Genomic DNA, 24,206 nt, shown 5'->3' on the forward strand with positions numbered 1-24,206 from the left:
GCGAACCGGCCGGAGCGGCCGCCCTGGACGGGGGCGGCCGCTCCGGCCGGTTCCGGTGCGTTCACGGGCCGTTGACGGCCCGTTACGGGCCGCCGAGGGCCGTGGAGGCTGTGGCTGACCCCGAACGGCCGGTTCGCCGCGCACTTCGACCCGGAGTCGGTGCGCCGCCCGGACGGTTCCGGTGCGGCCCGTGCGGTGGTGGCGGCCTTGCGGGCGGCCGGCTTCGAGTACCGGGCGCGCCGGCACCTGCTGGTCCTGGACGGCGGACGGAAGGTCGCGCTGCCCTTCGCCTACGCCGGAGCCGACCCGGCGGCCGGGCCCAACTACACGGGTCAGCCGGCGGTCGGGTCGTACTACCGCCGGCGGGAGTGCGCGCCGGGGTGAGGGGCGCTCGGAGATATGGTTGAACGTTGAACGCAACGTCCGAATACCGCCGGAGGTTTGAAACGCCCGGGGCCAGGATCGAGTCATGTCCGAGATGGCAACGAGGAGTTCTGGAGACATGACGATGAACGGTGCGACGGCGCTCGACGGCAAGGTGGCCCTGGTGACCGGCGGCAGCCGGGGGATCGGGGCGGCGGTCGCCCTGCGGCTGGCCGAGGACGGCGCCGACGTGGTGCTGACCTACCAGGGCGGCGCGGAGCGGGCCGAGGAGGTCGTCGCGAAGATCACCGCGATGGGGCGGAGCGGCTGGGCCGTCCGGGCGGACAGCGCCGACCCGCAGGCTGTGCAGGGCGTGGTCGAGGCCGTCGTCGAGCGGTTCGGGAAGCTGGACGTCCTGGTGAACAACGCGGGTGTCGGCGTCCTCGGCCCGATCGGCGACCTCACGCTGGAGGATGTCGACCGGACGCTGGAGGTCAACGTCCGGGCGCCCTTCCTGTACGCCCGGGCGGCCGGCGGGCACCTGGCCGAGGGCGGGCGGATCGTCACCATCGGCAGCTGCGTCGCCCAGCGCGTCGCCTTCCCCGGCGCCACGCTGTACGCGACCAGCAAGGCCGCGCTGATCGGCCTGACCAAGGCGCTGGCCCGGGAGCTCGGGCCGCGCGGGATCACCGCCAACCTGGTCCACCCCGGGCCGATCGACACCGACATGAACCCGGCCGACGGCCCCTCGGCGGAGTTCCAGAGCGGGCTCACCGCGCTCGGCCGCTACGGCACCGGCGCGGAGGTGGCCGCCGCCGTCGCCTACCTGGTGGGCGAGGACGGCCGGTACGTCACCGGTGCCGAGCTGGCGGTGGACGGCGGCTTCGCCGCCTGACGCCCTGTGGGCCTACGGGCCGGTGGGCACGGTGTCGTGACGGGTGGTTGTCGGTGCCCGCGCTTACGATCACCCGGCACGGCACCGTGCCCCCGCCCCGGGATCCCGTACCGAGAGGTGTGCCATGACCGCAGCGGAAGACCCGATCGAGCTGCTCGCCCGGGCCCTCGCGCAGACCGCCGGGCTGATCGACGGCACCGGCGTCGAGCTGGCCGGCCACCCGACGCCCTGCCGCTCCTGGGACGTCGGCGACCTGATCAGCCACCTCCTGCACGACCTGCGGCAGTTCACCGTGCGGGCGAAGGGCGGGCAGCCGGACTGGTCGGAGCCCTTCGAACGGGTCGAGGAGGACTGGCTGCACGCCTTCGAGGCCGGGGCGGAGGGGCTGGTCGACGCCTGGCGGGCGGCCGGTGACCTCGGCGGCACCGTGGAGGTCCCCGGCGTCGGCACCCTGCCGGCCCGCTTCCCGGTGGACCAGCAGGTCGCCGAATTCGCCGTCCACGGCTGGGACTTGGCCCACGCCACCGATCAGTCCACCGAGGGCCTGGACCACGAGGTCGCGCTCGCCGCGCTCGCCTGGGCCGGTGGTGCGCTCAAGCCCGGGTACCGCGGCTCCGAGGAGGAGCACCACGCCTTCGGCCCCGCCGTCGCCGTCCCCGACGACGCCCCGGCGTACGACCGGCTCGCCGCGTTCTTCGGCCGCGACCCGGCCGCGGGCCGGAGCAGCTGACTCCCTACGGGGGGCTCCGGCGGAACTCGGTCTCCGGGGCGCGCGGCGACGGGCCGTCGAGGATCGGGGGAGGTCGCGCAGGTCCGGACCGGCGGGTCCAGGGCGCGGAACGGCGGCGCCGGCCCGCGGTCAGCGCTTGGCGGCCTGCCGGGCGGCGGCCTGCTTGATCGCCTCGCGGATGCGCGGGTAGGTGCCGCAGCGGCAGACGTTCTGGATCCGGTCGATGTCCGCGTCCGTCGGGTTCGGGGTGCGGCGCAGCAGGGCGACGGCCGTCATGATCTGGCCGGGCTGGCAGAAACCGCACTGGGCGACGTCACAGGCGAGCCAGGCCTCCTGGACGGGGTGCAGCACCTCGCCGTCGGCCAGGCCCTCGATGGTGGTGACGGTGTGCCCTTCGCAGTCCTTGACGGACCGGGTGCAGGGCTGGAACTCCTGGCCGTCCAGGTGGCTGGTGCAGGCGCGGCAGACGCCCACCCCGCAGCCGTACTTGGGGCCGGTGACGCCGAGCTTGTCGCGCAGGACCCAGAGTAGCGGCATGTCGTCCGGGGCCTCGACGGTGACGGGCTGCCCGTTGAGGACGAAGGTGTGGGTGGGCATCGGGAGTCGGGATTCCTCAGCTGGTGGTCAGATGGTGCCGGTGGCCTGACGGGGGGCCGGTGCTCGGAGGTCGGTGCTCGGAGGTCGGTGCTCAGAAGTTGATCGGGAAGGAGCGTGGGCTGGTGCCGGTCGCGCGGGCGTAGGCGTTGGCGACGGCGGCCGAGGCGGCCGGGACGCCCAGTTCGCCGGCCCCGCCGGGCGGTCCGCTCGGCGGCATCAGGTGGATCTCGACCACCGGCGGGGTGTGCCGCTGCCGGGCGTAGCGGAAGTCGCCGTAACTTCCCTCCCGGAAGGCGCCGTTGTCCAGGTGGTTGCCGGCCTGGAGGATCACCGAGATGCCGTCCACCAGCGCGCCGGTCAGCTGGGCCTCCAGTCCCCTGGGGTTGATCACCCGGCCGACGTCGGCGACGACGACGGCCTTGGTCACCCGGGGGTCGGCGCGGTCGGTGGCGTCCAGCTCGACCAGGTAGGCGGCGCTGGCGCTGTGCTCGTCGTGGTAGCCGATGCCCTGGGCGTGGCCGGGGGGCATCGGGCGGCCCCAGTTCCCTCGTACGGCGAGCTCCTCCAGCACCGCCCGTCCGGCGGCGCTGCGCATCCGGTCGCGGCGGAAGGCCAGCTCGTCCTGGCCCATCCGGCGGGCGAGTTCGTCCATCATGATCTCGTCGGAGACCCGGACGGTGCCCGAGTAGACCGAGCGCCAGCTTCCGGTGTGAAGGTCCAGCGGCACCTCTGCGAGCAACTGGGTGGGCACTCCGACGTCGTACGGGATCTTCTCGGTGAGCAGGAAGAACAGCTCGGAGGCGGTGAGCCCGGCCATCGGGAGGTTGTAGCCGGCGGCGGTGAGCATGTCGCCGAGGCCGTGCCCGAGGTCGGTCAGGACGCTGGCCACGTGGTGCTCCCAGCTGAACACCTGGCCGAGGCCGTAGGTGGCCCGGATGACGTGGTGGCTGGCCGGGCGCACCCGGCCGTGGCGCATGTCGTCGTTGCGGGTCCACATCAGCTTGACCGGGCGGCCGGCGGCCTTGGAGACCTGGGCGGCCTCCAGGGCGGCGTCGAAGAACAGTCGGCGGCCGAAGGAGCCGCCGCCGCGCACCACGTGGACGGTGACGGCCTTCTCCGGCAGGCCGAGTTCGGCGGCGATGGTGCCCTGGGCGAGGATCGGGCTCTGCGCGGCGAACCACAGTTCGGCCCGGTTCGGCCGGACGTCGGCGACGGCGGTGAGCACCTCCATCGGGGCGTGGTTGACGAAGGCGAAGTCGAACTCCGCCTCGACACGGTGGGAGAGCAGCGGCGGGGGGAGGGACGGCAGGTGGGCGGCGCGCAGCCGGGACCGGACGTCGGCGTCGGACAGGCCCGCGACCGGGCCCGGGTTCCAGGTGACGCGCAGCGCGTCGCGGGCCTTGAGCGCCTGGTCGAAGGTCTCGGCGAGGACGGCGACGCCGGTCGGGATCCGCACCACGCCGAGCACCCCGGGCATGGCGCGGGCGGCGGAGGCGTCCAGGGACTTGAGGGTGCCGTTGACGGTGGTCGGCCGGGCGACCACGGTGGGCACGGCGCCCGGGACCCGGAGGTCCCCGGCGTACTTGGCGCGGCCGGTGACGATGTCGCGGGCGTCGATCCGGCCGGTCGGCCGGCCCACCACGCGCAGCTGGTCGGCGGCCTTGGGGACGGCCGGGACGGCGGGTACGGCGACGGTGGCCGCCTCGGCGGCGAGGTCGCCGTAGGCGAGCCGGCGGCCGTCGGGGGCGAGGACGGCGGAGTCGGCGGTGCGCAGGGTGGCCGCGGGAACGTTCCAGCGCTTGGCGGCGACGGTCACCAGCCGGGCGCGGGCGGCGGCGGCCGCGGCGCGCACCGGGTCGTACAGCGAGCGGATCGAGTTGGAGCCGCCGGTCAGCTGGTTGAAGAGCAGCTCGGGGCGGGCGTCGGAGAGCGGCACGTCGACGTCGGAGAGGCGGGCGTCGAGCTCCTCGGCGACGATCATGGCGATAGCGGTGGTGAGGCCCTGGCCGACCTCCAGTCGGGGCAGGTGCAGCGCGGCGCGGCCGGCGGGGGTGACTTCGAGGACCAGCAGGTGCGCGGTCGGCAGGCCGGCGATGATCATCGCGTCGCCGAGGTCGACGATGTCCGGGATGCCGGGCAGGCCGATCAGCTGCTGGGGGAGGGCGGTCTCCCGGGCCGGGACGGCGGCCGCGGCGGAGGGCGGAACGGGGGTCGGGGCGGGGGCCCGCGCGGCGGCGGGCGCGCCGGTGTCGAGGCCGAGACCGGCGGCGACGGTGAGGGTGGGCGCGGCCAGCAGGTAGGTGAGGAAGCGCCGGCGGCGCGTGGTGCCGTCCGTCGCCCCCGGGGCGTCCGAACCGTCCGGGCCGGCCGGGGTCCCGGTGCCGTCGGGCCGGTCGGCGCAGTGCGAGCAGGTCGGGTCCGAGGGGGCGGTGGAGGTGCTGATGGGGGGCCACCCTTCGAACCGGAGACGGCGACGGGAACGGGGGCGGGCGCTGTGGCCCCGGCCCGGTGCCGGATCGCGAACGCCGTTGAGCATAAAAGGGCGCTACTGACGGGTCAACACCGTCAAAGTTGGCCCCTGGTCTGCCGGATCGCGGTTTCGCGACGGTCGGCGGGGGCGGATTCGGAACGGGTACGGACGGCGCCGTGCGGACGCGGGCGAGACCGGGCGAGATCCTCCCGGAAGCGCTGGGAGCGCTCAACTGGGGCCCCTCGCACGCGGGTTCAGGGGTCGGTCGGCGGTGCGGCGGCGCGGTGAACTGGCCCAGGAAATTCCTTGATCACTGGACCGGTTCACTGGGCCGGTTCTTCCCTAGGGTGGGGGTGCGCCGGAATCGGCGGTCGCGGAGATCGGCTCCGCGCGCCGCCCGTCCGGCGGTCGCGGGCAGGGGTGACGGTCCGTGAAGACGTTTACGCAGGTGGACGCGTGTGGGTGACCGCCCGACGCGTCCGGCGGGTGACGCCCGCGCCGGAGAAGGAGAAGCATGCCGACCGACCGAGCCGCCCGTTGGGGTGCCCTGCCGCCCGCCGGGCCCCAGCGGACCCTCGCGGCCGCCCAGTTGGCCGCCGCCGTGGGCGACGGCGCGTACTACACCTGCTCCGCGCTCTACTTCACCCGGGTCGTCGGGATGTCGCCGACCTCCCTCGGGCTCGGCCTCACCCTCGCCTGGGCGCTCGGCTCCGTCGCCGGCGTCCCGCTCGGCCACCTCGCCGACCGGCGCGGCCCGCGCCGCACCTCGGTGGCGCTCGCACTCGGCACGGCCGCCGTGGTCGCCGCCTTCCTGGTGATCCGCTCCTACCCGCTGTTCCTGCTCGCGGTCTGCCTCTACGCCACCGCGCAGTCCGGCCTGACCGCCGCCCGGCAGGCGCTGGTCGCCGCCCTGGTGCCGCCCGGTCAGCGCACCGCCCTGCTCGCCCACATCCAGTCGACCCTCAACGGCGGACTGGCCGTCGGCGCGGCGATCGGCGGCATCGCGCTCAGTGTCGGCACCCGCGCCGCCTACCAGGCCGCCTTCGCCGTCACCGCGCTCGGCTTCCTGATCGGCGCGCTGGTCCTGCGACGGCTGCCCGAAGCCCCGCCCGCGGCGGCGCCGGCGGACGCCGGGCCGCGCCTCGCCGTGCTGCGCGACCGCCGGTACGCCGCCGTCACCGCGGTCAACGCCGTCCTGCTGCTGCGGATGCCCCTGCTCAGCCTGATCATCCCGCTCTGGATCGCCGCGCGCGCCCCCGGGATCGGCTGGCTCGGCTCGGCGCTGTTCGTGCTCAACACCCTCGCGGTGCTGGCCTTCCAGGTCCGGGCGGCGCGCGGCATCACCGGAATCGACCCGGCCGCCCGGGCGGTCCGCTCCGCCGGGCTGCTGCTGCTCGGCTCCTGCGCCGTCTTCGGGCTGTCCGCGCTGGACGTGCCGGTCTGGGCGGTCGCCGCGCTGCTGGTCGCCGCCTCCGTCCTCCAGGTGGCCGGGGAGATGCGCCAGTCGGCCGGCAGCTGGCAGATCGCCTTCGACCTCGCCCCGCCCGGGCGGATCGGCCAGTACCAGGGCTTCTTCGGCACCGGCGTCGCCGTCGCCCGCACCCTCGGGCCCCTGCTGCTCACCACGCTGCTGCTGGACGGGGGCCTGGCCGGCTGGCTGGTCCTCGGCGGGGTGTTCCTCGCCGCGGGGTACGCGATGGGGCCGGTCGCCCGCTGGGCGGCGCGGGGCGGCGGTCACGCGGCGTCACCGGCGTCACCGGCGTCACAGGCGGCGCCGGTGGCCGCGGGCGCGTCGCCGGGGGCCTGACCCCGAACGTCACGGCGGCGGCCCGGTCCGGCCCGGGACGGCGAGCCGGGGTCCGACGCGGGACGGCGAGCCGGGCGACGTCGGGCCGGCGCCGACCCGGGACGTGGCGGCGGTGGGCCGCGCGGGAGCGGGCCGGAAACCCGGTGGCCCCGGCCCGCCGCCCGCTGGCATGCTGGCCGCGTGGACCGACCCCAGATCTGGCTCGACTTCGCCCCCGAGCTGCACCTCTTCGTCTCCGCGCCCCGGCGGGGAGGCCGTAGCCCACTGCGCACCGACGGCAGCTCCACCCTCGGCCACGTCGTCGAGTCCCTGGGCGTCCCGCTCACCGAGGTCGGCGGCCTGCTGGTGGACGGCCTGGCCGTGCCCGACACCCACGTGCCGGCCGACGGCGAGGAGATCGCCGTCCGGGCCGTGGCCAGGCCGCAGGCCGTGCCCGCCCCGCCGCGCTTCCTGCTGGACGTCCACCTCGGCACCCTCGCCCGGCGGCTGCGCCTGCTCGGCGTCGACGCCGCGTACGAGAACCCCGACATCGGCGACGCCGCCCTGGCCGCCCGCTCGGCCGCCGAACAGCGGATCATGCTCTCCCGCGACCGCGGGCTGCTGCGCCGACGCGAACTGTGGGCCGGCGCCTACGTCTACAGCCACCGCCCCGCCGAGCAACTGCGCGACGTGCTCTCCCGCTTCGCGCCGCCGCTCGCCCCCTGGAGCCGCTGCACCACCTGCAACGGCACCCTGCACCCGGCCACCAAGACCTCGGTGCGCGAGCAGCTGCGGGACGGCACCGAGCGCTCCTACGACGCCTTCGCCCAGTGCGCCGACTGCGGCCAGGCCTACTGGCGCGGCGCCCACCACGCCCGGCTGGAGGCCATCGTCACCGAGGCGGTGCGCGACTTCGGCGACGGCCGGGCCGGCACCCGGGCCCGGGGATCCGGGGAAGGCCAGGGCCGCATCGGGGTCGTCTCAGGGTAGGGCGCCCTGGCGGACGGCCGGGCGCGCGTGGTCCCATCGGCGGTGGGGGACGAGACCACGCTACTCGCTCGTACGAGAGGCCAGGTCGTCGCAATGAGCCACTGAGGCTTGCGCCCAGGGGCACCCGGCGCCGGCCGGGTGCCCCGCCGCGTCAGGCGTCCACGACCTCCAGCCCGTACGCGGTCACGGCCTGGCGCAGCCCGCCCGGGTACCCGGCGAGCGCCGGGGTGAACTCCCAGTCCCCGGAGGCCTCGCGGTCGAACCGGCCGAGCCGCATCGCGGTGTTGGTCTCCGCGCCGTCCGCCAGGTGCACCACGGCCGCGTCCTGCCCGGAGCCGGCCTCCAGGATCAGCGCGGGGCCGGCGAACCCGCCCATGGTGGCCGCGGGGTGGTTCTCGGTGTCGGCGGCGGCGATGACGACCAGCCGGTCGACCTCGGCGGGCAGCGCGTCGAAGTCGACCATCAGGCAGGCGTTCGCGTCACCGTAACCGGTCACCAGTCGCACCGAACCGTCGGGCGTGGAGGCGTTGTTGTAGAACACCAGGTGGTCGTCGGAGAGCGCCACGTTCCCCGTGCAGACCAGCGCGGCGATGTCGTACTCCTCCTCCCCCGTCCAGTGCAGGAGCAGCCGGGAGGGCTCGGCGGCCACCTCGATCGCGGGCAGGCCGTCCAGGGCGCCCGCCTCGGCGGAGGCGTCGTCCTGGGCGGCCGCGAACACCTCGTCGAAGCCGTGGTGCTTGAGCAGCCCGACCAGCTCGGCGCCGTTGATCAGGCTGATCGGCTTGCCCGCGACGAACTGGTGCGAGCTGGGGCCGAACCTGCTGGTGGTGACCAGGACGGCCTTGGTCGCCTCCCGGTCGTGCCGCAGCGTCCCGTACAGGTCCCGCACCGCGGAGGGCGCCACCGTGTCCCGGTACCGCTTCACCTGCACGACGACGTTGCCGCCCCGGAACGGGTCCGGATCGATGCCGCGGACGTCGACTCCGCCGTCCCGCGACCGGGCGGTGAGCTCGACCTTCATGCCCATCGCCTCCATCAGCCTGGCGATGAGGCCCTCGAACTCGACCGGGTCCATCGCCAGCAGGAGCTGGAGTTCGCGGACCCGCCTGGCCATCCGGCCACGGTTGGCGTTGGTGTCGTCGCGGAGGTGACGGAACAGCGCGCGCTGGGCGCGGCGCTCGTCGGTGTCGGGGTTGCTGAGGCGGTGGAGCTTCCGGCTCCGGGACATGGGCGTGCCCCCTCTTGCATGGTGACGGTTGTTGCAGGCGTCACCGTAGGGGAATCGTGGACGAAGAACTGCCAGACCGTCAGTTCTGCGGCACAATCGAGACCTGGTCCGGTAGGGGGCCGCTACGGCGCGTGCAGGTCGAGGGTCCAGGCGTGGGTGGTGTAGGAACCCATCCGGGTCGGGTGGCGCTCGACCAGGGTGACGGTGAGCCGGTCGTCGGCGGTGCGGTGCAGCGAGCCGGTGAAGCGGGGCCGGTCCTGCGGGGCCAGCGGGAGCAGTTCGGTCAGGACGGCGTCGTCCAGGCCCGGGCCGACCGCGCGCAGCACCCCCGCGTCCAGCACCAGCAGGGTGCCGTCCGGCAGGACGAGGGGTGCGGGGGCCTGCGGGTCGGCGAGCAGCGGGCCGCGCTCGATCCGGCCGCCGGACAGCAGGCGGACCACCCGGCTCCCGGTGGGGTGGCGGCGGTCGGTCTCGACCACCCGCAGGCCGCTGCCGACCACGTAATGGCCGTAGCTGCGCCAGGAGTCGAGCAGGGTGCCGTCCCGGTCGTAGGCCCGGGTGTCGAAGGCGTCGTGGCCGTCCGGGCCGAGCACGAAGCGGCCGTCGCCGAGCGCCGCGCCGCGCTCACCGCGCAGTTCGGCGACGGTGGTGCCGTCGGCGAGGTCCAGCAGCAGGGCGGGGCCGTCCTGGCCCCGGGCGGTGTACTCGAAGGAGTCGGTGGTGACCAGCGCCCGGTCGCAGGACAGGTGCGCCGCGTTCGGGCGGCCCGGGCAGGGCCGCCACCAGCGGACCTCGCCGTTGGCGTCGACGCAGCCGAGCCCGCCCTCCCGGGCGTGCAGCTCCACCCCGTCCCGGCGGGCCAGCGGCCCCTCCGGGCGGCCCTGCGGCCGTCCGCCCCCGCTGCGGCGGTGATCCAGGACGGTGACCAGCCAGCTCCCCATGCGGGGGAGGCTAGCGGAGCCGGCTGAACGGCGGGGGTGCTTTCGATGGCCGTCCGGACGGCGGACAATTCCGCCAGGAGTCGAGGAGGAGGCCGCGGTGGAGTTCGAAGTCATGATCGAGATTCCTCAGGGGTCGCGGAACAAGTACGTGATGGACTTCGAGGCGGGTCGGATCCGCCTGGACCGCACCCTCTTCACGGCCACCCGCTACCCGGCCGACTACGGCTACGTCGAGGGCACCCGGGGCGGCGACGGCGAACCGCTGGACGCCCTGGTGCTCGGCGGCGAGCCGGCCGTGCCCGGCTGCGTGCGGACCTGCCGGGCGGTGGCCATCTGGGTGATGCGCGACGAGCGGGGCCCGGACCAGAAGGTGCTCTGCGTCCCGGCCCGCGACCCGCGCTACGCGGACCTGCGGGACATCGACGACCTGCGGTCGTTCGACCTGCTGGAGATCACCCACTTCTTCCTGGTGTACAAGGACCTGGAGCGCGGCAAGTCGGTCGAGGGCTCGCACTGGGCGGGGCGCGACGCCGCCTACGCCGAGATCACCGAGTCGCGGGCCCGCGCGGTGGGCACCCGCTTCGCCGACCCGGCCTGAACGGGCCTCCGGGGGGGGCGGGCGGTGGGGCACCGGCCCGCCCGGGCCGATGCGCCCGCCCGGACGGACCGGCTGACGCGGACGGTCCGTCAGAGCCTGGCGGTGCTCAGGATCGCCCGCACCTCGTCGCCGATCGCCGCCTCGTTCCGCTCGAACTCCGGTGCGGTGAGCAGGTTCGGGTCGGCCGGCAGGCCGGTCAGGACCGGGGTGTGCAGATGGCCGCCGGGGAGGTCCGGGGCGAGCAGCGTCCGGAGCCGGTTGGAGCGGTAGGCGACTTCGTTGGAGAGGTACCCGCCGCCGCCACCGGAGACCGCGCGCGAACCGGGGGTGGGGCCGTCCGGCCGGAAGACGGGGGCGGTGGCGCCCGCCGGGATCTCGGTGACGAAGGCGTTGACCAACACCGGGAAGGGCTGCTGGACGGCCGTCATGGCGCCGGTCGGCAGGGTGGTGCGGACGAACTGCGGCCCGGGGCCCAGCCCCGGGGCGTCCACCGGGTGCTGGGTGGTGCCGCCGGAGAGCGCGGCCACGTTGTCGGTCGCCGGATCGGCGGAACGGGCGCGCCCGGCCCACTCCTCCAGGGTGAACCTGCCCGGGTAGCCCTGGCTGATGCTGGTGATCAGATCGGCGGACTGCCGGCCCGGCCGCAGGTGCGGAGTGAAGGCGCGCTCCACGATGCCCCCGTCGAAGTCCCCGTACCGCACCGGCAGCACGACCGCCCGGACCTCCGCGGTGCTGCCGTCGGCCAGCGTGATCCGCTGCCCGTGCAGCTGGAGGACGGCCGAGCCGGACGGGTTGGCGCGGCGCGGCTCGGTGTCCAGGCCGAACGGGTCGAAGCCGCTGACGAAGATCCGCCGGATGCCGGGGGCGGCGTCGAAACCGTCGTCCAGGCCGCGCGAGGCGTCCTCGAAGCGGGCCCGCAGCGCGGCGTGGTCCACGTCGAACCGGGGCTCCCAGCGAGCGAGCCGGACGGTCATGGCGAGCCTGGTCCAGTACAGCGGGCGGTCGTCCCGGGCGGGCAGTTCGCCGCTCGGTCGCCGGCCCTGGGCGCGGTCCAGGCCGGCCTGCCAGAGCGTCCGGCCCCAGGTGCTCACCACCCGCTCGGCCTGACGGGCGTCGCGGGCGTCGCACAGGGCGGAGGGGAAGCCGCCGAGCAGCTCGCCCAGGCCGGAGCGCTCGGTGAAGCCGGCCGTGCGGGCGTCCTGGAGGCGGGCCTGCTCGGCGTCCAGCGGCACCGTGGCGGAGGTGCGGCAGCCGGCGGGGGCGGCCTGGGCGGCGGCCGGGGTCAGCAGGGCGGCGAGCGTTCCGGTGAGTGCGGCGGCCAGTCCGGCGGCGCGACGTAGACATGTCATGTTCGCTGACAATAGGTCCGGACCTGACGGGCCGCCAGAGTGCCGCCCCGGTGGCTCTAGGCTGGGCCGGTGACCGCGCCCGACCTCACCCCGACCTCCCTGATCGCCGACCCGTACGGCGGCTACGCCCGGCTGCGCGCCGACGCCCCCGTCCACCGGGTCGTCGGCCCGGACGGCCTGCCGTTCTGGCTGGTGACCCGCTACCCGGACGTCCGCCAGGCGCTCGCCGACCCCCGGCTCGCCCTCGACAAGGCGCACGCCACGCCCGGCAACTACCGGGGCTTCGCGCTGCCGCCCGCGCTGGACGCCAACCTGCTCAACATGGACCCGCCGGACCACACCCGGATCCGGCGGCTGGTCTCGCAGGCCTTCACCCCGCGCCGGGTCGCCGCACTGCGCGAGCCGATCGAGCGGGTCGCGGAGCAGCTCCTCGACGCCATCGAACCGCTCGGGCGCGCCGACCTGCTCGCCGCCTACGCCGCGCCGCTGCCGATCACCGTCATCTGCGACCTGCTCGGCGTCCCCGAGGGCGACCGGCACGACTTCCGCGCCTGGACCGACTGCCTGATCACCCCCGACCCCGACCGCCCGGAGGCGGCCAGGGCCGCCGTCAAGGCGATGCTCGGCTTCTTCACCGGCCTGATCGAGCGCAAGCGCACCGAGCCCGGCGACGACCTGCTCTCCGACCTGATCGCCGCCCGGGACGACCAGGAGGGCGGCGGCGGCCTCGGCGAGGACGAGCTGACCTCGCTCGCCTTCCTCATCCTGTTCGCCGGCTACGAGAACACCGTCCACCTGATCGCCAACGCGGTCCTCGCCCTGCTCACCCACCCCGACCAGCTGGCCGCCCTGCGCGCCGAACCGGAGCTGATCACCGGCGCCGTCGAGGAGTTCGCCCGCTTCGACGGGCCCGCCCCGCTGGCCATCCGGCGCTTCCCGCGCGAGAACGTCACCATCGGAGGCGTCACCGTCCCGGCGGGGGAGACCGTGCTGCTCGCGCTCGGCTCCGCCAACCGGGACCCCGAGCAGTTCGCCGACCCCGACCGGCTCGACCTGCGCCGCCGGGAGAACGGCCACCTCGCGCTCGGGTACGGCATCCACTACTGCCTGGGCGCTCCGCTCGCCCGGATGGAGACCGCGCTCGCGCTCACCGCGCTGCTGCGCCGCTTCCCGGCCCTCGCCCTGGACGTGCCGGTCGAGCGGCTGCGCCACCGGCCGACGCTGCGGGCCCGCGGGCTGCTGGAGCTGCCCGTCCGGTACTGAGCGGGGGCCGCCGGGAGGCCGGCCGGTGGTCCGCCGACCGCTGTCCGGCCGCCCGGCTCCGAGCCGTCAGGCCGCAGCTCTCCACGGGCCGTCGGGGGTCGCCCCCGGCGGCCCTCGCTGTCGGTGCGGTGCGCTTGAATGGCGTCCGAGCACCGTTCCGACCGGGGGAGACGCACCGATGACCACGTCCGACGCCGAGCTGCTGGCCGCCGCCGGGAAGCCCACCGCGGCCTGGCTGGAGTCCTGCTTCGGCCCGGGCACGCTGTGGCGGCCCGAGCCCGGGGCGCTGCCCGAGCGGCTGACCTCGCCGCAGGCCCGGCGGTTCCTGAGCGAGGTCGGCGTACCGGCCGTCGGGCTCGACTTCCTCGGCTTCGACGCCACCGACCTGCCCGAGCGCGGGATGTGGGAGGCGGACCTGGACGAGCTGTTCGGTGAGCGCACTCCGGACGACGACACCCCGCCGAGCAACTGGGGGTACTGCGTCGGCACGTTCGACGAGTGGCACCTGATGGTGTCCGGGGACACCGGCACGGTGCGGATCTACAACGCGGACGGCTGGGACCACGGGCGCGGCTGCGGTGGCTGGGCGGCCGACTCGCTGCCCGCGGTGATCGGCGCGCTGGCGCTGCTGGCCCGCCTGGAGGAACGGATCCGCGAGCGGGACGCCGGGGCCGCGCTGGACGAGTTCGCCGCGCTGGTGGCCGGGTTGGGGCAGGGGCCGGACGAGTCGGACCTCTGGGTGCGCCTGCTGGAGAACCTGCGCGAGGAGTACGAGGACCCGGACGAGGACTGATCCTCCCAGGGGCTCTCCGGGGCCCGCCTGGCCCTCCGAGGCCTCCGGAGCCCTTTGCGAGCCCGACGGCCGCACACCGCGCCTGCGCTGTGCGGCCGTCGGCGTTCCCGGGTGTTCCTGGCCGTCCCCAGGTCGTGTCCTAGGCGTCCCGGCGCCGGTAGGCCCCGGCCCGGGCCGCCTCCGTGGCGGCCTGCGCGGCGCGGTCGGCGGCCGCCTCGTCCAGCGGCTCCGCGGTGGTGAGCATCCGGTAGTAGAGCGGCGCCGAGACCGCCCGGACGACCTCGAACTCGTCGGTGTCCGAGGGGATTTCGCCGCGCTCGACGGCCGCGGTGACGCACGGCGCCCACTCCTCGACCCGGCGCCGGTAGAAGTGCCGCAGGGCCTCGGCCGCGTCCGGGTCGCAGTTCGCCGCCACGATGACGGCGCGGAACAGTGCGCCCTGCCGGGGGTCGGCCAGGGTGCGCTGGACGAGCCGGGCGTTGGCCCGGAGGTCCCCGGCGAGGGAGCCGCTGTCGGTGCGTGGCAGCGACTGCTCGGCCATGTCCGCGAGCAGGTCCGCGACCAGGGCGGTGGTGCCGCCCCAGCGGCGGTAGACGGTGGTGCGGCCGACCTCGGCCCGCTGGGCGATGTCGCCGAGGTCCAGGCCGTTGAAGCCGCGCTCGACCAGGGCGTCCTCGGCGGCACGCAGGACGGCGGCGCGGACCCGGGCGGTCCGGCCGCCGGGGCGAACCGTCCCCGGGGTGGAGGGCCCGGTCGTGGCGGGCTCGGGCGTGGGCGGCTCAGGTGTGGCGGGCTCGGACGGGGGCGGCTCGGGGCGGGGGAGCTCGGCGGCCATTAACGGGATTCCTGTTCCATTAGGGGGCTGGAGTCTGCTAGGTTCTAGGCATCCTAACGGAACGGGAGTCCCATTAGGGGCTTCGAGGGGAGAACCGCCATGACCATCGCCACCGACATGGAGTACCGCCGGCTCGGCGCGTCCGGACTCAAGGTGCCCGCGCTCAGCCTCGGCACCGGAACCTTCGGGGGCCGCGGCCCGCTGTTCGGCGCCTGGGGCACCACCGGCGTCCAGGAGGCCCGTCGGCTGCTCGACATCGCCATCGACGCCGGCGTCACCCTCTTCGACACCGCCGACGTCTACTCCGACGGCGCCTCCGAGGAGGTGCTCGGCCAGGCGATCCGCGGCCGCCGCGACCAGGTGCTGATCTCCACCAAGGCCGGACTGCCCACCGGCGACGGCCCGCAGGACGCCGGTACCTCCCGCGCCCGGCTCGTGCGGAGCGTGGACGACGCGCTGCGCCGCCTCGGCACCGACCACCTGGACCTCTTCCAGCTGCACGCCTACGACGCCGGCACCCCGATCGAGGAGGTGCTCGCCACCCTGGAGGACCTGGTCCGGGCCGGCAAGATCCGCTACACCGGCGTCTCCAACTTCTCCGGCTGGCAGCTGATGAAGTCCCTCGCCCTCGCCGACCGGCACGGCCGCCCCCGGTACGCCGCCCATCAGGTCTACTACTCGCTCGTCGGCCGCGACTACGAGTGGGAGCTGATGCCGCTGGCCCGGGAGGAGGGCGTGGGCGCGCTGGTCTGGAGCCCGCTCGGCTGGGGCCGGCTCACGGGGAGGATCCGCCGCGGGCGGCCGCTCCCGGCCGGCAGCCGGCTGCACGACACCGCCGACTACGGCCCGCCGGTGGAGGACGAGCTGCTGTACCGGGTGGTCGACGCGCTCGACGAGGTCGCCGCCGAGACCGGCCGCACCGTCCCCCAGGTGGCGATCAACTGGCTGCTGCGCCGCCCGACCGTCTCCTCGGTCATCATCGGTGCCCGCAACGAGGAGCAGCTGCGGCAGAACCTCGGCGCGGTCGGCTGGTCGCTGACGGAGGAGCAGGTGGCCCGGCTGGACGTGGCGAGCGCGCGCACCGCGCCGTACCCGTACTTCCCGTACCGCCGGCAGGAGGCCTTCGCGCGGCTCAATCCGCCGATCGCGGGCTGAGCGGCTGAGCGGCTGAGCGGCTGACCGGTTGCTGAGCGGCTGAGTGATGGCCGGTGCCGCATGGACCCCGGCCCGGGAGATGTCCGGGCCGGGGCCGGACCGGCTGCTGCGGGGAGGCGGTGGGCCCCGCGCCGGTGGCCGTGGTGGCGGCGGCCGCAGCGACGGCCGTTGCGGTCGCGGAGGGCCTCAGGCCTGCCGCCGGTGCCAGTCCGCGAGGAGTTCGGCCTCCCGGTCCGAGGTCAGGGCGTCCGGCAGGGGCTCGAACGGCCGGATGTCGCGGGCGGAGTCGGCCACCGGGCGGAGGGTCAGGCCGGTGGCGAGGGCGGCGGCCGGATCGGCGGTGCTGGTGGCGCGGATCTCCGGGGCGGCGGGCCACAGCGGGAGGGCGCGCTCCGGGACACCGGCGGCGCGCAGGAAGTCCTCGTCCACCCAGGTGAGGGTGGTGCCGGGCGGGGCGACCGCCGAGGCGATGGCGTCCAGCAGATCGGCCATGCCGAACGGCGGGGGCGTGGCGGCGTGGTAGGCGCCGGAAGCGCCCCGTTCCAGCAGGGCGACCATCCAGGCGGCGAGGTCGCGGACGTCGATCACCTGGACCGGCGCTTCCGGTCGGCCCGGGGCGAGCACCTCGCCGCCCCGGGCGAGGCGCTGGACCCAGTGGTCGAAGCGGTGGGTGTAGTCGCGAGGGCCGATCACGTACGTCGGGCGGACCAGCAGCGCCTCGGGGCCGAAGGCCTGCCGGGCGGCGCGTTCGCACTGGACCTTCAGGGTGCCGTAGGTCTCGGGAGTGAGCTCCTCGGCCTCCGGGCCGTCGGCGGGGAGCAGTGGGGAGTCCTCGGCGTAGCCCGGGGCGGCCGGGACGTCGTACACCGAGAGCGAGGAGACCAGCAGGTAGCGCCCGGCCCGGCCCGGGCCGAGGGCCTGCGCCAACGACCGTACCTGGCGCGGGAAGTAGGCGCAGAGGTCGACGGTGGTGTCCCAGTCGCGGCCGCGCAGTGCGGACAGGTCGCCGTCGCGGTCGGCGATCAGGTGGGTGGCGTCCGGGAGCAGTCCGGCGCCGGATCGGCCCCGGTGCAGCACCGTGACCTCGTGCCCGGCGGCCAGTGCCGCCTCGGCGAAGTGGAGACCGATGAAGCGGGTGCCGCCGATGACCAGAACGCGCATCCGGACATCGTGCCAGTCCGCCCCGGGCCAGGGCCAATCGGTGCGTGAATGTTGCTCAAGTTGTGCGTGGGGTGGGTGAGTCGGGGGCGGTATGCGGAGTTCCGGCGGCAAGCATGTTCGACGGTCAAGGGCGTGGGGGTGGCGAGAGTCGGCGATGACGGCCCGTGGACGGGCGGTCGTCGCTGGTCAGCCGTGCGCGAGCGGGAACGGACGGGAGCGGGCCGCGCAATCGTGACGGCCTCGTAACGGCTGATGCCGGGTCAAAGTTCCTTGTTCTTTGGCGAACTTGTGTGAAGTCCCTTTAAGCTCCCGTTAACAACGGCGGCTTTCCGCCACTCTCGAACTCGTTCCCGAGACGGGGCGGCAGGCCCAAACTCACGATGAGAGCAGGGATGACGACGACAAGTGAACGAACCGCCGGAGCCGCGCGCGGCCCGGGCGGGGGGCGGACGGGTCCACCCGGCCGCCGTGCCGCGGGCCTGCGCACCGCGGGCGGCGCGGTGACGCTGGCCGTAGTGGCCGGTTCCTGGTCCCTCGCGGCGGCCCCGCCGGCCTTCCCGCAGAGCGGCGACGGCACGGTGAAGGTCCATGTGATCCGGGCCGTGGACACCGACGGCGTCTGGACGCCCGGGCTGGAATCGGGCATGGCGGGCGTCAAGGTGACGCTCACCGACACCGCCGGGGCCGCCATCGAGGGGACCACGGCGGCCGACGGCACGGTGACGCTGGAGCCGGCCGGAAGCAAGCTGACCGGCGGCAAGTACCGGGTCCAGGTGGTGAATCCGAAGCCGGGCGTGCTCTACCCGGCCTTCGCCTCCCGCGAGGGGCTGGACGGCGGGGCGAACAAGCTGAGCTCCAACGAGGAGTTCGTGGACGTCTCCGGCGGCAAGACGGCGGACATCACCACGGGGCTCTGGAGCCCGGGCGACTACTGCCAGAAGAACGCGCCGCTGGTGTCGGCCTGCCAGAACCCGCCCGCGGACGGCGACAACCAGCACACGCTGGTGTCCTTCCCGTACAACTCCCGTGGTACGGCCGGCACGGGCTTCACCGTGACCGACCTGGCCACGGCGGGGCAGACCGGCAACCTCTACGGGATCGCCTGGAACAGGGCCGACCGGCGGCTGTTCTCCGCCGCCCAGGCCAAGCGGACCACCAAGTACGGCTCCGGTGGCCCCGGGGGGATCTACGTCACCGACGTGGACCAGAAGAAGACCTCGCTGTTCACCACCGTCCCGAACGCGGGCACCACCCCGCACACCGGGGGCAACGACGACGCCTTCCTGGCCGCGGTGGGCAAGGAGAGCCTCGGCGGCATCAAGATCACTGACGACGGCAAGGACCTCTTCGTCGTCAACCTGAACGACCGCCAGCTCTACCGCTACGACGCCACCGTGGCCACGACGTCCGCGCCCAAGGCCGTCTACGCCATCCCGAACCCGGGCTGCCCGGCGCCGGGGGACTGGCGTCCGTACGGCCTCGGCATCCAGGACGGCGTCGGCTTCCTCGGCGGCGTCTGCTCGGGCGAGTCCACCGGCAAGGCCTCGGACCTGCGGGCCGTGGTGCTGCCGTTCGACCTGGCCACCGGAGCGTTCAAGCCGGCCGTGCTGAACCAGCCGCTCGACTACCCGCGTGGCGTCACGGTCGGCAGCCAGTGCCCGGGCACCGCCTGGTTCCCCTGGCAGGACACCTTCCCGACCACTCAGAACGGCCAGGCCTGCGGGGACAACTACCTGGCCAACCCCGAGCCGGCGGTGGCCGAGATCGCCTTCGAGACCGACGGCTCGATGCTGCTCGCCTTCCGGGACCGCTTCGGCGACCAGTCGGCGGCCGCCCCGACGGGCAGCGCGATGACCAAGGTCCTGCCCGGCGGTGACCTCCTCAAGGCCTGCCCGGAGAACGGCACGTACGTGCTGGACGTCAACCTGGGCTGCGCGTCCAAGGCCCGGGGCCAGCGGTTCTTCGACAACGCCCGGATCGGCCACAACAACCCCGCCAACGCCGGGATGGCGTTCTCGAAGGTCGAGGACTCCATCGTGGTCTCGGGCTACGACAGCGACAGCAGGGCCTACGGCTACGGCAGCGCGTTCCAGAAGCGCGACGGCAAGGCCGACGGCGGTCTGCGGCTCAACGCGGGCGGCGGGATCCCGCCGTTCGGCAAGGGTGCCGCGATGGGCGACCTGGAGGTCCTCTGCGACCAGGCTCCGCTCCAGATCGGCAACCGGGTCTGGTACGACCCCGAGCGCAGCGGCCTCCAACTGCCGGGCCAGAAGCCGGTACCGGGCGCCACGGTCCACCTGTACGACGAGGCGGGGAAGCTCGTCGGTACGACCAAGACGACCAAGCGCGGCGAGTACTACTTCGACGACGGCAACGTCGAGGGCGGCCTCAAGCCGAGGACCAAGTACACGATCAAGCTGGACAACCCGGCGGACTACGCCAAGGACGGCCCCCTCTTCCAGTGGGTGCCGACCAACCACGACGTCGGTGACAACCACTTCATCGACTCCAAGGGCATCGTTCCGAAGGACGGCAAGTTCCCGGAGCGGGCGCTGACCACCGGCGGCCCCGGTGAGAACGACCACACCTACGACTTCGGCTTCCGCCTGCAGGAGGGTGCGCTGCGCCTGGTCAAGCACGACCAGGACGGCAAGCCGCTGGCGGGCGCCAAGTTCCAGCTGTGGCACGACACCAACGGGACCGACGGGCTCCAGCCGACCGGCGACAAGTCCGACACCAAGGTCGGTGAGCCCTGCACGACCGGCGCCGACGGCATCTGCCAGGGCACCGGCGTGCCGGGGACGTACTACTGGCAGGAGCTGAGCCCGCCCGCGGGCTACGAGGCTCCGGAGGCCACCGTCTTCGGTCCGCTCAAGCTGACCTCGGCGAACCTCGACGCCGGGGTGGAGGTGACGGCCGTCAACAAGCTGATCCCCACCCCGACGCCGACACCGACGCCCACCCCGACCGAGACGCCGACCCCGGCGCCGACGTCGGCGGCTCCGGTGCCCCCGGCCCCGGCCCCGCAGCCTCCCGCACCCGGGCACCTGCCCAACACCGGTGCGGGCGAGGGGATGCCGATCGTGCTGACCAGCGCCGCGGCGCTGATCGCCCTCGGCACCGCCACGATGCTGGTGGCCCGTAGGCGCAAGGCCGCCCAGCGCGGCTAGTCCGCGGCCGGTTCGCGGGTGGTTCGGAGGGGCGCTCGAAGCGGGGCGCACCTCCTGGGGCCCGGTGCGGGGAGACCCGCACCGGGCCCGATCGGGCGGGTTCGTGGGACCGTTGGTCCCCCGGACCCGCCCGACTGTCGTGTCCGACCGAGGAAAGGGAGCGGCTGCATGCCCCGCACGACGAAGGCCGACGGCCGCGGGCCCCGGCGGTCCGGCTGGCTCAAGGCGGTGATCGCGATCGCGGTGTGCGGCGCCGCGGTGGGCGGCGTGGCCGTCTACCGGACGGTCTCCGACGAGGCCGTCGAACGCCCGGTGACCACCGACGAGGCGGGCCGGCTCGCCCTGTCGCGGCTGAACCTCTACCAGGCGAGCCCGGTGGCGGTGACGCTCACGGCCCAGGAGGGCGGCGGCGTCACCATCCGGGTCGACGGGGTCGTGGACTACCGCACCCACCGGGGGGTGGGCCGCTACCGGACCACCGGCGCGAACGGACCGCTGGACCACGGCCTGATCGTCTGGGACACCGGCGGCCTCGGACTGGCCCCCGACCAGGCCGGCGCGGGAGGCACCGCCACCGCGACCCCCACCGACGCCCCGGCCTGGGAACAGGCCGAGCGCATCCCGCGCCAGGGCTGGTCACCGCGGACCTACACGGCGGACCCGCTCGACGCCGGACTGAACCTGCTGGTCCAACTCGGCGCGGACCGCCCCGACAACCCGCTGCTGCTGGCCCAGTCCGGGGCCCGCTGGCTGGGCCGGGACCGGATCGACGGCAAGGGCTACGACCGCTTCGCCGGTCCGCGCGCCCAGGGCGCCGCACCCGACGGGGCGCGCTCGCCGCTGACCTACTGGGTGGACGGCGACGGCGGGCTGCGCCGGGTGACGATGCGGATGCCGGGACTGGGCACCCCGACCACCGTCGACCTCACCGGACGGCAGGCGGACGCCAAGCTGCCCGAGGCCCCGTGGCTCACCGGCTGACCGGTTGACCTGTCGACCGACCGGCCGGGCACGGGCACGAGTCCGCAGGACAGGGCGGGCAGCCGTACGAAAATCGTTGGTGAGGCAGCAATGGCTTCATCATCTTCCGTTCACCCGGACCCGGCTGCCAGCATCGGCGCACCGTCACCGCCCGAGGGAGTAGCCGATGAACCGCCCCCGTTCCCTGCGCTGTCTGGCCGCACTGTCCCTGGTCGTCCTGGCCGCCACCGCCTGCGGGCGCTCCGACCAGGGCGGCTCCCCGGCCGCCGGCGGGGCGCACGCCGGACAGAACTCCGGGAAGAGCGCCGCCGAGCTGCTCCCGGCGAAGAACAAGCAGAGCGGCGTGCTCAGAGTGGCCACCTCCGTCGGGTACCCGCCGATGGAGATGTACAAGGACGGCACCACCGAGCTGACCGGGGTCGACCCGGACCTCGCCGCCGCCGTCGCCGGGAGGCTCGGCCTGAAGCTGGAGCTCGCCAACTCCTCCTTCGACGGCCTGATCCCCGGCCTCCAGGCCGGCCGCTACGACCTGGTGATGTCCTCCATGACGGACAGTGCGCAGCGCCGCCAGGCCGTCGACTTCGTCGACTACTTCCGCACCGGCGGCGTGATCATGACGAAGAAGGGCAACCCCGAGGGCATCAAGTCCATCGAGGACCTCTGCGGCCGGAAGGTGGTCCTCGCCAAGGGCAGCTCCAACCTGGAGATCGGCGAGCAGCAGAACGCCAAGTGCGCCACCAGGATGGCGATCTCGCAGAGCGAGGACGCCCCGACCGGGCTGCTCCAGCTGGACAGTGAGCGGGCCGTGGCGACGATCGTGGACTACCCGGTGGCGCAGATGTTCGTGCGGAACAGCGGCTCCTACGAGGTGCTGCCGGAGCAGTACGGCACGGCGCCGTGGGGCATCGCGGTGGCGAAGAAGGACTCGGGGCTGCGCGACGCGGTGCAGCGGGCGCTCCAGGAGCTGATCGAGAGCGGCGAGTACCGCAAGGTGCTGGACGCCTACCAGGTCGGCGGCAGCGCGGTGGAGCGCGCCACCGTCAACGCGGCGCAGTGAGAACGGCGGCACCGACGAGATGAGCACCGACATGAGAGACCCCGCCGTGCCCTCCGCGGCAGCCCGAACGGCCGCCGCGGCCACCGCCACCGCCACCGCCACCGCCGCCGGCTCCGTCGACGACGACCTGGCCTTCGAGGTGACCGCCCGGCCCCGCCCGGCGCGCTGGTTCGCAGTGCTGGCGGCCGCCTTCGTCGCCGTCTGGCTCGCCTGGACCGTCATCGTCAACCCCAACCTGCACTGGGACATCGTCGCCAGGTACCAGTTCGACGGCGTGATCCTGGAAGGGCTCTGGGTGACGGTCCAACTCACCCTGATCTCCCAGGTGGTGGGCATCGTCATCGGCGTGGTGGTCGCGGTGATGCAACTGTCCGACAGCCCGGTGCTGCGGACCACCGCCGGCGCCTACACCTGGTTCTTCCGCGGCACCCCGCTGCTGGTCCAGCTGATCTTCTGGTTCAACCTGGCGCTGCTCTTCCCGGAGATCAGCATCGGCGTCCCGTTCGACGGGCCCAAGCTGGTCGGCTGGCAGTCCAACAGCCTGATCACCGGCTTCGTGGCGGCCCTGCTCGGCCTGTCGATCAACGAGGGCGCCTACATGTCCGAGATCGTCCGGGCCGGCATCCAGAGCGTCGACCCCGGGCAGCGCGAGGCGGGCGCCTCGCTGGGCATGTCCAACCGGCAGATCCTCACCCGGGTGGTGCTGCCCCAGGCGATGCGGGTGATCATCCCGCCGTTCGGCAACCAGTTCATCTCGATGCTGAAGACCACCTCGCTGGTCTCCGTCATCGCCGGCGCCGATCTGATGACCGTCTCGCAGCACCTCTACCTCGCCAACTTCGAGGTGATCGCGCTGCTGATCGTCGCGTCCCTCTGGTACCTGGTGCTGACCACCATCGCGAGCGTCGCCCAGCACGCGGTGGAGCGGAAGTTCGACCCGGCCGGCGCCCCGCCGGCGCTGCACCGCCGGGTGTTGGCCAACCTCCGCCCGGGGCGCGGCGGGGCATCGAAGCGCGTACGGAAGGGGGAGGTCAAGTGACCGGTACGGACCTGAGGAAGCCGGCCACCGAGGTGGTCCTGTCGGCCCGGAAGGTGCGCAAGCGCTTCGGGGAGCTGGAGGTGCTGCGCGGCATCGACCTGGAGGTCCGGGCGGGGGAGGTGTTGTGCGTGATCGGCCCCTCCGGCTCCGGCAAGTCCACCCTGCTGCGCTGCTTCAACCACCTGGAGAAGATCGACGCCGGGCGGATCGAGGTGGACGGCGAACCGGTGGGCTACGAGCCGCACGGCGCTCGCGGCAACAGGCTGCGCGAGCGCCGGCCGCGCGACATCCGCCACCAGCGCGAGCGGATCGGCATGGTCTTCCAGCGCTTCCACCTCTTCCCGCACCGCACCGCGCTGCGGAACGTGATGGAGGGCCCGATCGCGGTCAAGGGCCGCCCGCGCGAGGAGGCCGAGCGCCGGGCCCGCGAACTGCTCGCCCGGGTCGGCCTGGCCGACCGCGCCGACCACTACCCGGCCCAGCTCTCCGGCGGCCAGCAGCAGCGGGTGGCGATCGCCCGGGCACTGGCCATGGAGCCGACCCTGATGCTCTTCGACGAACCCACCTCGGCGCTCGACCCGGAGCTGGTCGGCGAGGTGCTCGGCGTGATGCGCGACCTCGCCCGCAGCGGCATGACGATGATCGTCGTCACCCACGAGATGGGCTTCGCCCGCGAGGTCGCCGACCGGGTCGTCTTCATGGACCAGGGCGCCGTCGTGGAGGCCGGCAGCCCGGCCGAACTGTTCACCGCCCCGCGGCACGACCGCACCCGGGCCTTCCTCTCGACGGTGCTCTGATGGGAGCG

The 24,206-nt window shown here is 74.3% G+C and carries 21 protein-coding genes; 14 read left to right on the forward strand and 7 right to left on the reverse strand.

Features of this window, described 5'->3' with window-relative positions:
* Positions 1-159: 159 nt before the first annotated feature.
* The 3 genes from ABZ449_RS17405 (at position 160) to ABZ449_RS17415 (ending at position 1,988) form a co-directional block, all read left to right on the forward strand.
* Entirely contained in the window at positions 160-384 is a 225-nt protein-coding gene (locus ABZ449_RS17405; protein ID WP_360346420.1) for a hypothetical protein, read from the forward strand.
* Between the two features lie 118 nt (positions 385-502).
* Positions 503-1,258 carry a 3-oxoacyl-ACP reductase family protein gene (locus tag ABZ449_RS17410; protein WP_360346422.1) on the forward strand — a complete coding sequence of 252 codons (756 nt, stop codon included), beginning with the start codon at positions 503-505 and terminating at the stop codon, positions 1,256-1,258.
* Positions 1,259-1,382: 124 nt separating this feature from the next.
* Positions 1,383-1,988 carry a TIGR03086 family metal-binding protein gene (locus tag ABZ449_RS17415; protein WP_360346424.1) on the forward strand — a complete coding sequence of 202 codons (606 nt, stop codon included), beginning with the start codon at positions 1,383-1,385 and terminating at the stop codon, positions 1,986-1,988.
* A gap of 129 nt (positions 1,989-2,117) precedes the next feature.
* On the opposite strand, the gene ABZ449_RS17420 is transcribed toward ABZ449_RS17415, so the two are convergent.
* Both ABZ449_RS17420 and ABZ449_RS17425 read right to left on the reverse strand, forming a co-directional pair.
* A complete protein-coding gene (locus ABZ449_RS17420; RefSeq protein WP_360346426.1) occupies positions 2,118-2,585 on the reverse strand; it encodes a (2Fe-2S)-binding protein in 468 nt (155 codons plus the stop codon).
* A 91-nt stretch (positions 2,586-2,676) separates the two neighbouring features.
* Positions 2,677-5,121 carry a molybdopterin cofactor-binding domain-containing protein gene (locus ABZ449_RS17425; RefSeq protein WP_360346428.1) on the reverse strand — a complete coding sequence of 815 codons (2,445 nt, stop codon included), beginning with the start codon at positions 5,119-5,121 and terminating at the stop codon, positions 2,677-2,679.
* Positions 5,122-5,569: 448 nt separating this feature from the next.
* On the opposite strand from ABZ449_RS17425, the gene ABZ449_RS17430 reads away from it, so the two are divergent.
* Both ABZ449_RS17430 and ABZ449_RS17435 read left to right on the forward strand, forming a co-directional pair.
* A complete protein-coding gene (locus ABZ449_RS17430) occupies positions 5,570-6,862 on the forward strand; it encodes an MFS transporter (RefSeq protein ID WP_360346430.1) in 1,293 nt (430 codons plus the stop codon).
* A 180-nt stretch (positions 6,863-7,042) separates the two neighbouring features.
* Positions 7,043-7,831, forward strand: coding sequence for a Mut7-C RNAse domain-containing protein (locus ABZ449_RS17435; RefSeq protein ID WP_360346432.1), 789 nt, complete (start codon positions 7,043-7,045; stop codon positions 7,829-7,831).
* Positions 7,832-7,982: 151 nt separating this feature from the next.
* Here the strand turns inward: ABZ449_RS17435 and ABZ449_RS17440 are convergent, their stop codons facing one another.
* Both ABZ449_RS17440 and ABZ449_RS17445 read right to left on the reverse strand, forming a co-directional pair.
* Positions 7,983-9,059: a restriction endonuclease gene (locus ABZ449_RS17440; protein ID WP_360346434.1), complete on the reverse strand. Its 1,077-nt coding sequence runs from the start codon at positions 9,057-9,059 to the stop codon at positions 7,983-7,985.
* Positions 9,060-9,181: 122 nt separating this feature from the next.
* The gene (locus tag ABZ449_RS17445) at positions 9,182-10,000 is read right to left on the reverse strand and encodes a hypothetical protein (RefSeq protein WP_360346435.1); all 819 of its coding nucleotides are present in this window, start codon (positions 9,998-10,000) and stop codon (positions 9,182-9,184) included.
* 97 nt (positions 10,001-10,097) lie between these two features.
* Between ABZ449_RS17445 and ABZ449_RS17450 the strand changes: the two genes are divergently transcribed.
* Entirely contained in the window at positions 10,098-10,598 is a 501-nt protein-coding gene (locus ABZ449_RS17450; RefSeq protein ID WP_360346437.1) for an inorganic diphosphatase, read from the forward strand.
* Between the two features lie 89 nt (positions 10,599-10,687).
* Here the strand turns inward: ABZ449_RS17450 and ABZ449_RS17455 are convergent, their stop codons facing one another.
* Positions 10,688-11,947, reverse strand: coding sequence for a pyroglutamyl peptidase (locus ABZ449_RS17455; protein WP_360346439.1), 1,260 nt, complete (start codon positions 11,945-11,947; stop codon positions 10,688-10,690).
* 69 nt (positions 11,948-12,016) lie between these two features.
* Between ABZ449_RS17455 and ABZ449_RS17460 the strand changes: the two genes are divergently transcribed.
* Both ABZ449_RS17460 and ABZ449_RS17465 read left to right on the forward strand, forming a co-directional pair.
* The gene (locus ABZ449_RS17460) at positions 12,017-13,210 is read left to right on the forward strand and encodes a cytochrome P450 (protein WP_360346441.1); all 1,194 of its coding nucleotides are present in this window, start codon (positions 12,017-12,019) and stop codon (positions 13,208-13,210) included.
* A 178-nt stretch (positions 13,211-13,388) separates the two neighbouring features.
* Entirely contained in the window at positions 13,389-14,003 is a 615-nt protein-coding gene (locus tag ABZ449_RS17465) for an SUKH-4 family immunity protein (RefSeq protein ID WP_360346443.1), read from the forward strand.
* 139 nt (positions 14,004-14,142) lie between these two features.
* Here ABZ449_RS17465 and ABZ449_RS17470 read toward each other — a convergent pair whose 3' ends face one another.
* Positions 14,143-14,838, reverse strand: coding sequence for a TetR/AcrR family transcriptional regulator (locus tag ABZ449_RS17470; RefSeq protein WP_360346445.1), 696 nt, complete (start codon positions 14,836-14,838; stop codon positions 14,143-14,145).
* Positions 14,839-14,955: 117 nt separating this feature from the next.
* Between ABZ449_RS17470 and ABZ449_RS17475 the strand changes: the two genes are divergently transcribed.
* Complete coding sequence (locus tag ABZ449_RS17475) at positions 14,956-15,993, forward strand: aldo/keto reductase (RefSeq protein ID WP_360346554.1); 1,038 nt, start codon at positions 14,956-14,958, stop codon at positions 15,991-15,993.
* A gap of 186 nt (positions 15,994-16,179) precedes the next feature.
* On the opposite strand, the gene ABZ449_RS17480 is transcribed toward ABZ449_RS17475, so the two are convergent.
* On the reverse strand, positions 16,180-17,154 hold the full coding sequence (locus ABZ449_RS17480) for an NAD-dependent epimerase/dehydratase family protein (protein ID WP_360346447.1): 975 nt from the start codon (positions 17,152-17,154) through the stop codon (positions 16,180-16,182).
* Between the two features lie 500 nt (positions 17,155-17,654).
* Here ABZ449_RS17480 and ABZ449_RS17485 point away from each other — a divergent pair, with 500 nt between their 5' ends.
* The 5 genes from ABZ449_RS17485 (at position 17,655) to ABZ449_RS17505 (ending at position 24,198) form a co-directional block, all read left to right on the forward strand.
* A complete protein-coding gene (locus tag ABZ449_RS17485) occupies positions 17,655-20,324 on the forward strand; it encodes an SdrD B-like domain-containing protein (protein ID WP_360346449.1) in 2,670 nt (889 codons plus the stop codon).
* Between the two features lie 168 nt (positions 20,325-20,492).
* Positions 20,493-21,305 (forward strand): hypothetical protein, encoded by an 813-nt coding sequence (locus ABZ449_RS17490; protein WP_360346451.1) that lies wholly within the window; start codon positions 20,493-20,495, stop codon positions 21,303-21,305.
* Positions 21,306-21,471: 166 nt separating this feature from the next.
* Positions 21,472-22,362 carry an ABC transporter substrate-binding protein gene (locus ABZ449_RS17495; protein ID WP_360346453.1) on the forward strand — a complete coding sequence of 297 codons (891 nt, stop codon included), beginning with the start codon at positions 21,472-21,474 and terminating at the stop codon, positions 22,360-22,362.
* Positions 22,363-22,393: 31 nt separating this feature from the next.
* Positions 22,394-23,401 carry an amino acid ABC transporter permease gene (locus tag ABZ449_RS17500; RefSeq protein WP_360346455.1) on the forward strand — a complete coding sequence of 336 codons (1,008 nt, stop codon included), beginning with the start codon at positions 22,394-22,396 and terminating at the stop codon, positions 23,399-23,401.
* 32 nt (positions 23,402-23,433) lie between these two features.
* Positions 23,434-24,198: an amino acid ABC transporter ATP-binding protein gene (locus ABZ449_RS17505; protein WP_360346556.1), complete on the forward strand. Its 765-nt coding sequence runs from the start codon at positions 23,434-23,436 to the stop codon at positions 24,196-24,198.
* Positions 24,199-24,206: the final 8 nt, after the last annotated feature.

This window comes from Kitasatospora sp. NPDC005856 (genome assembly GCF_040629945.1).
GTDB lineage: Bacteria > Actinomycetota > Actinomycetes > Streptomycetales > Streptomycetaceae > Kitasatospora.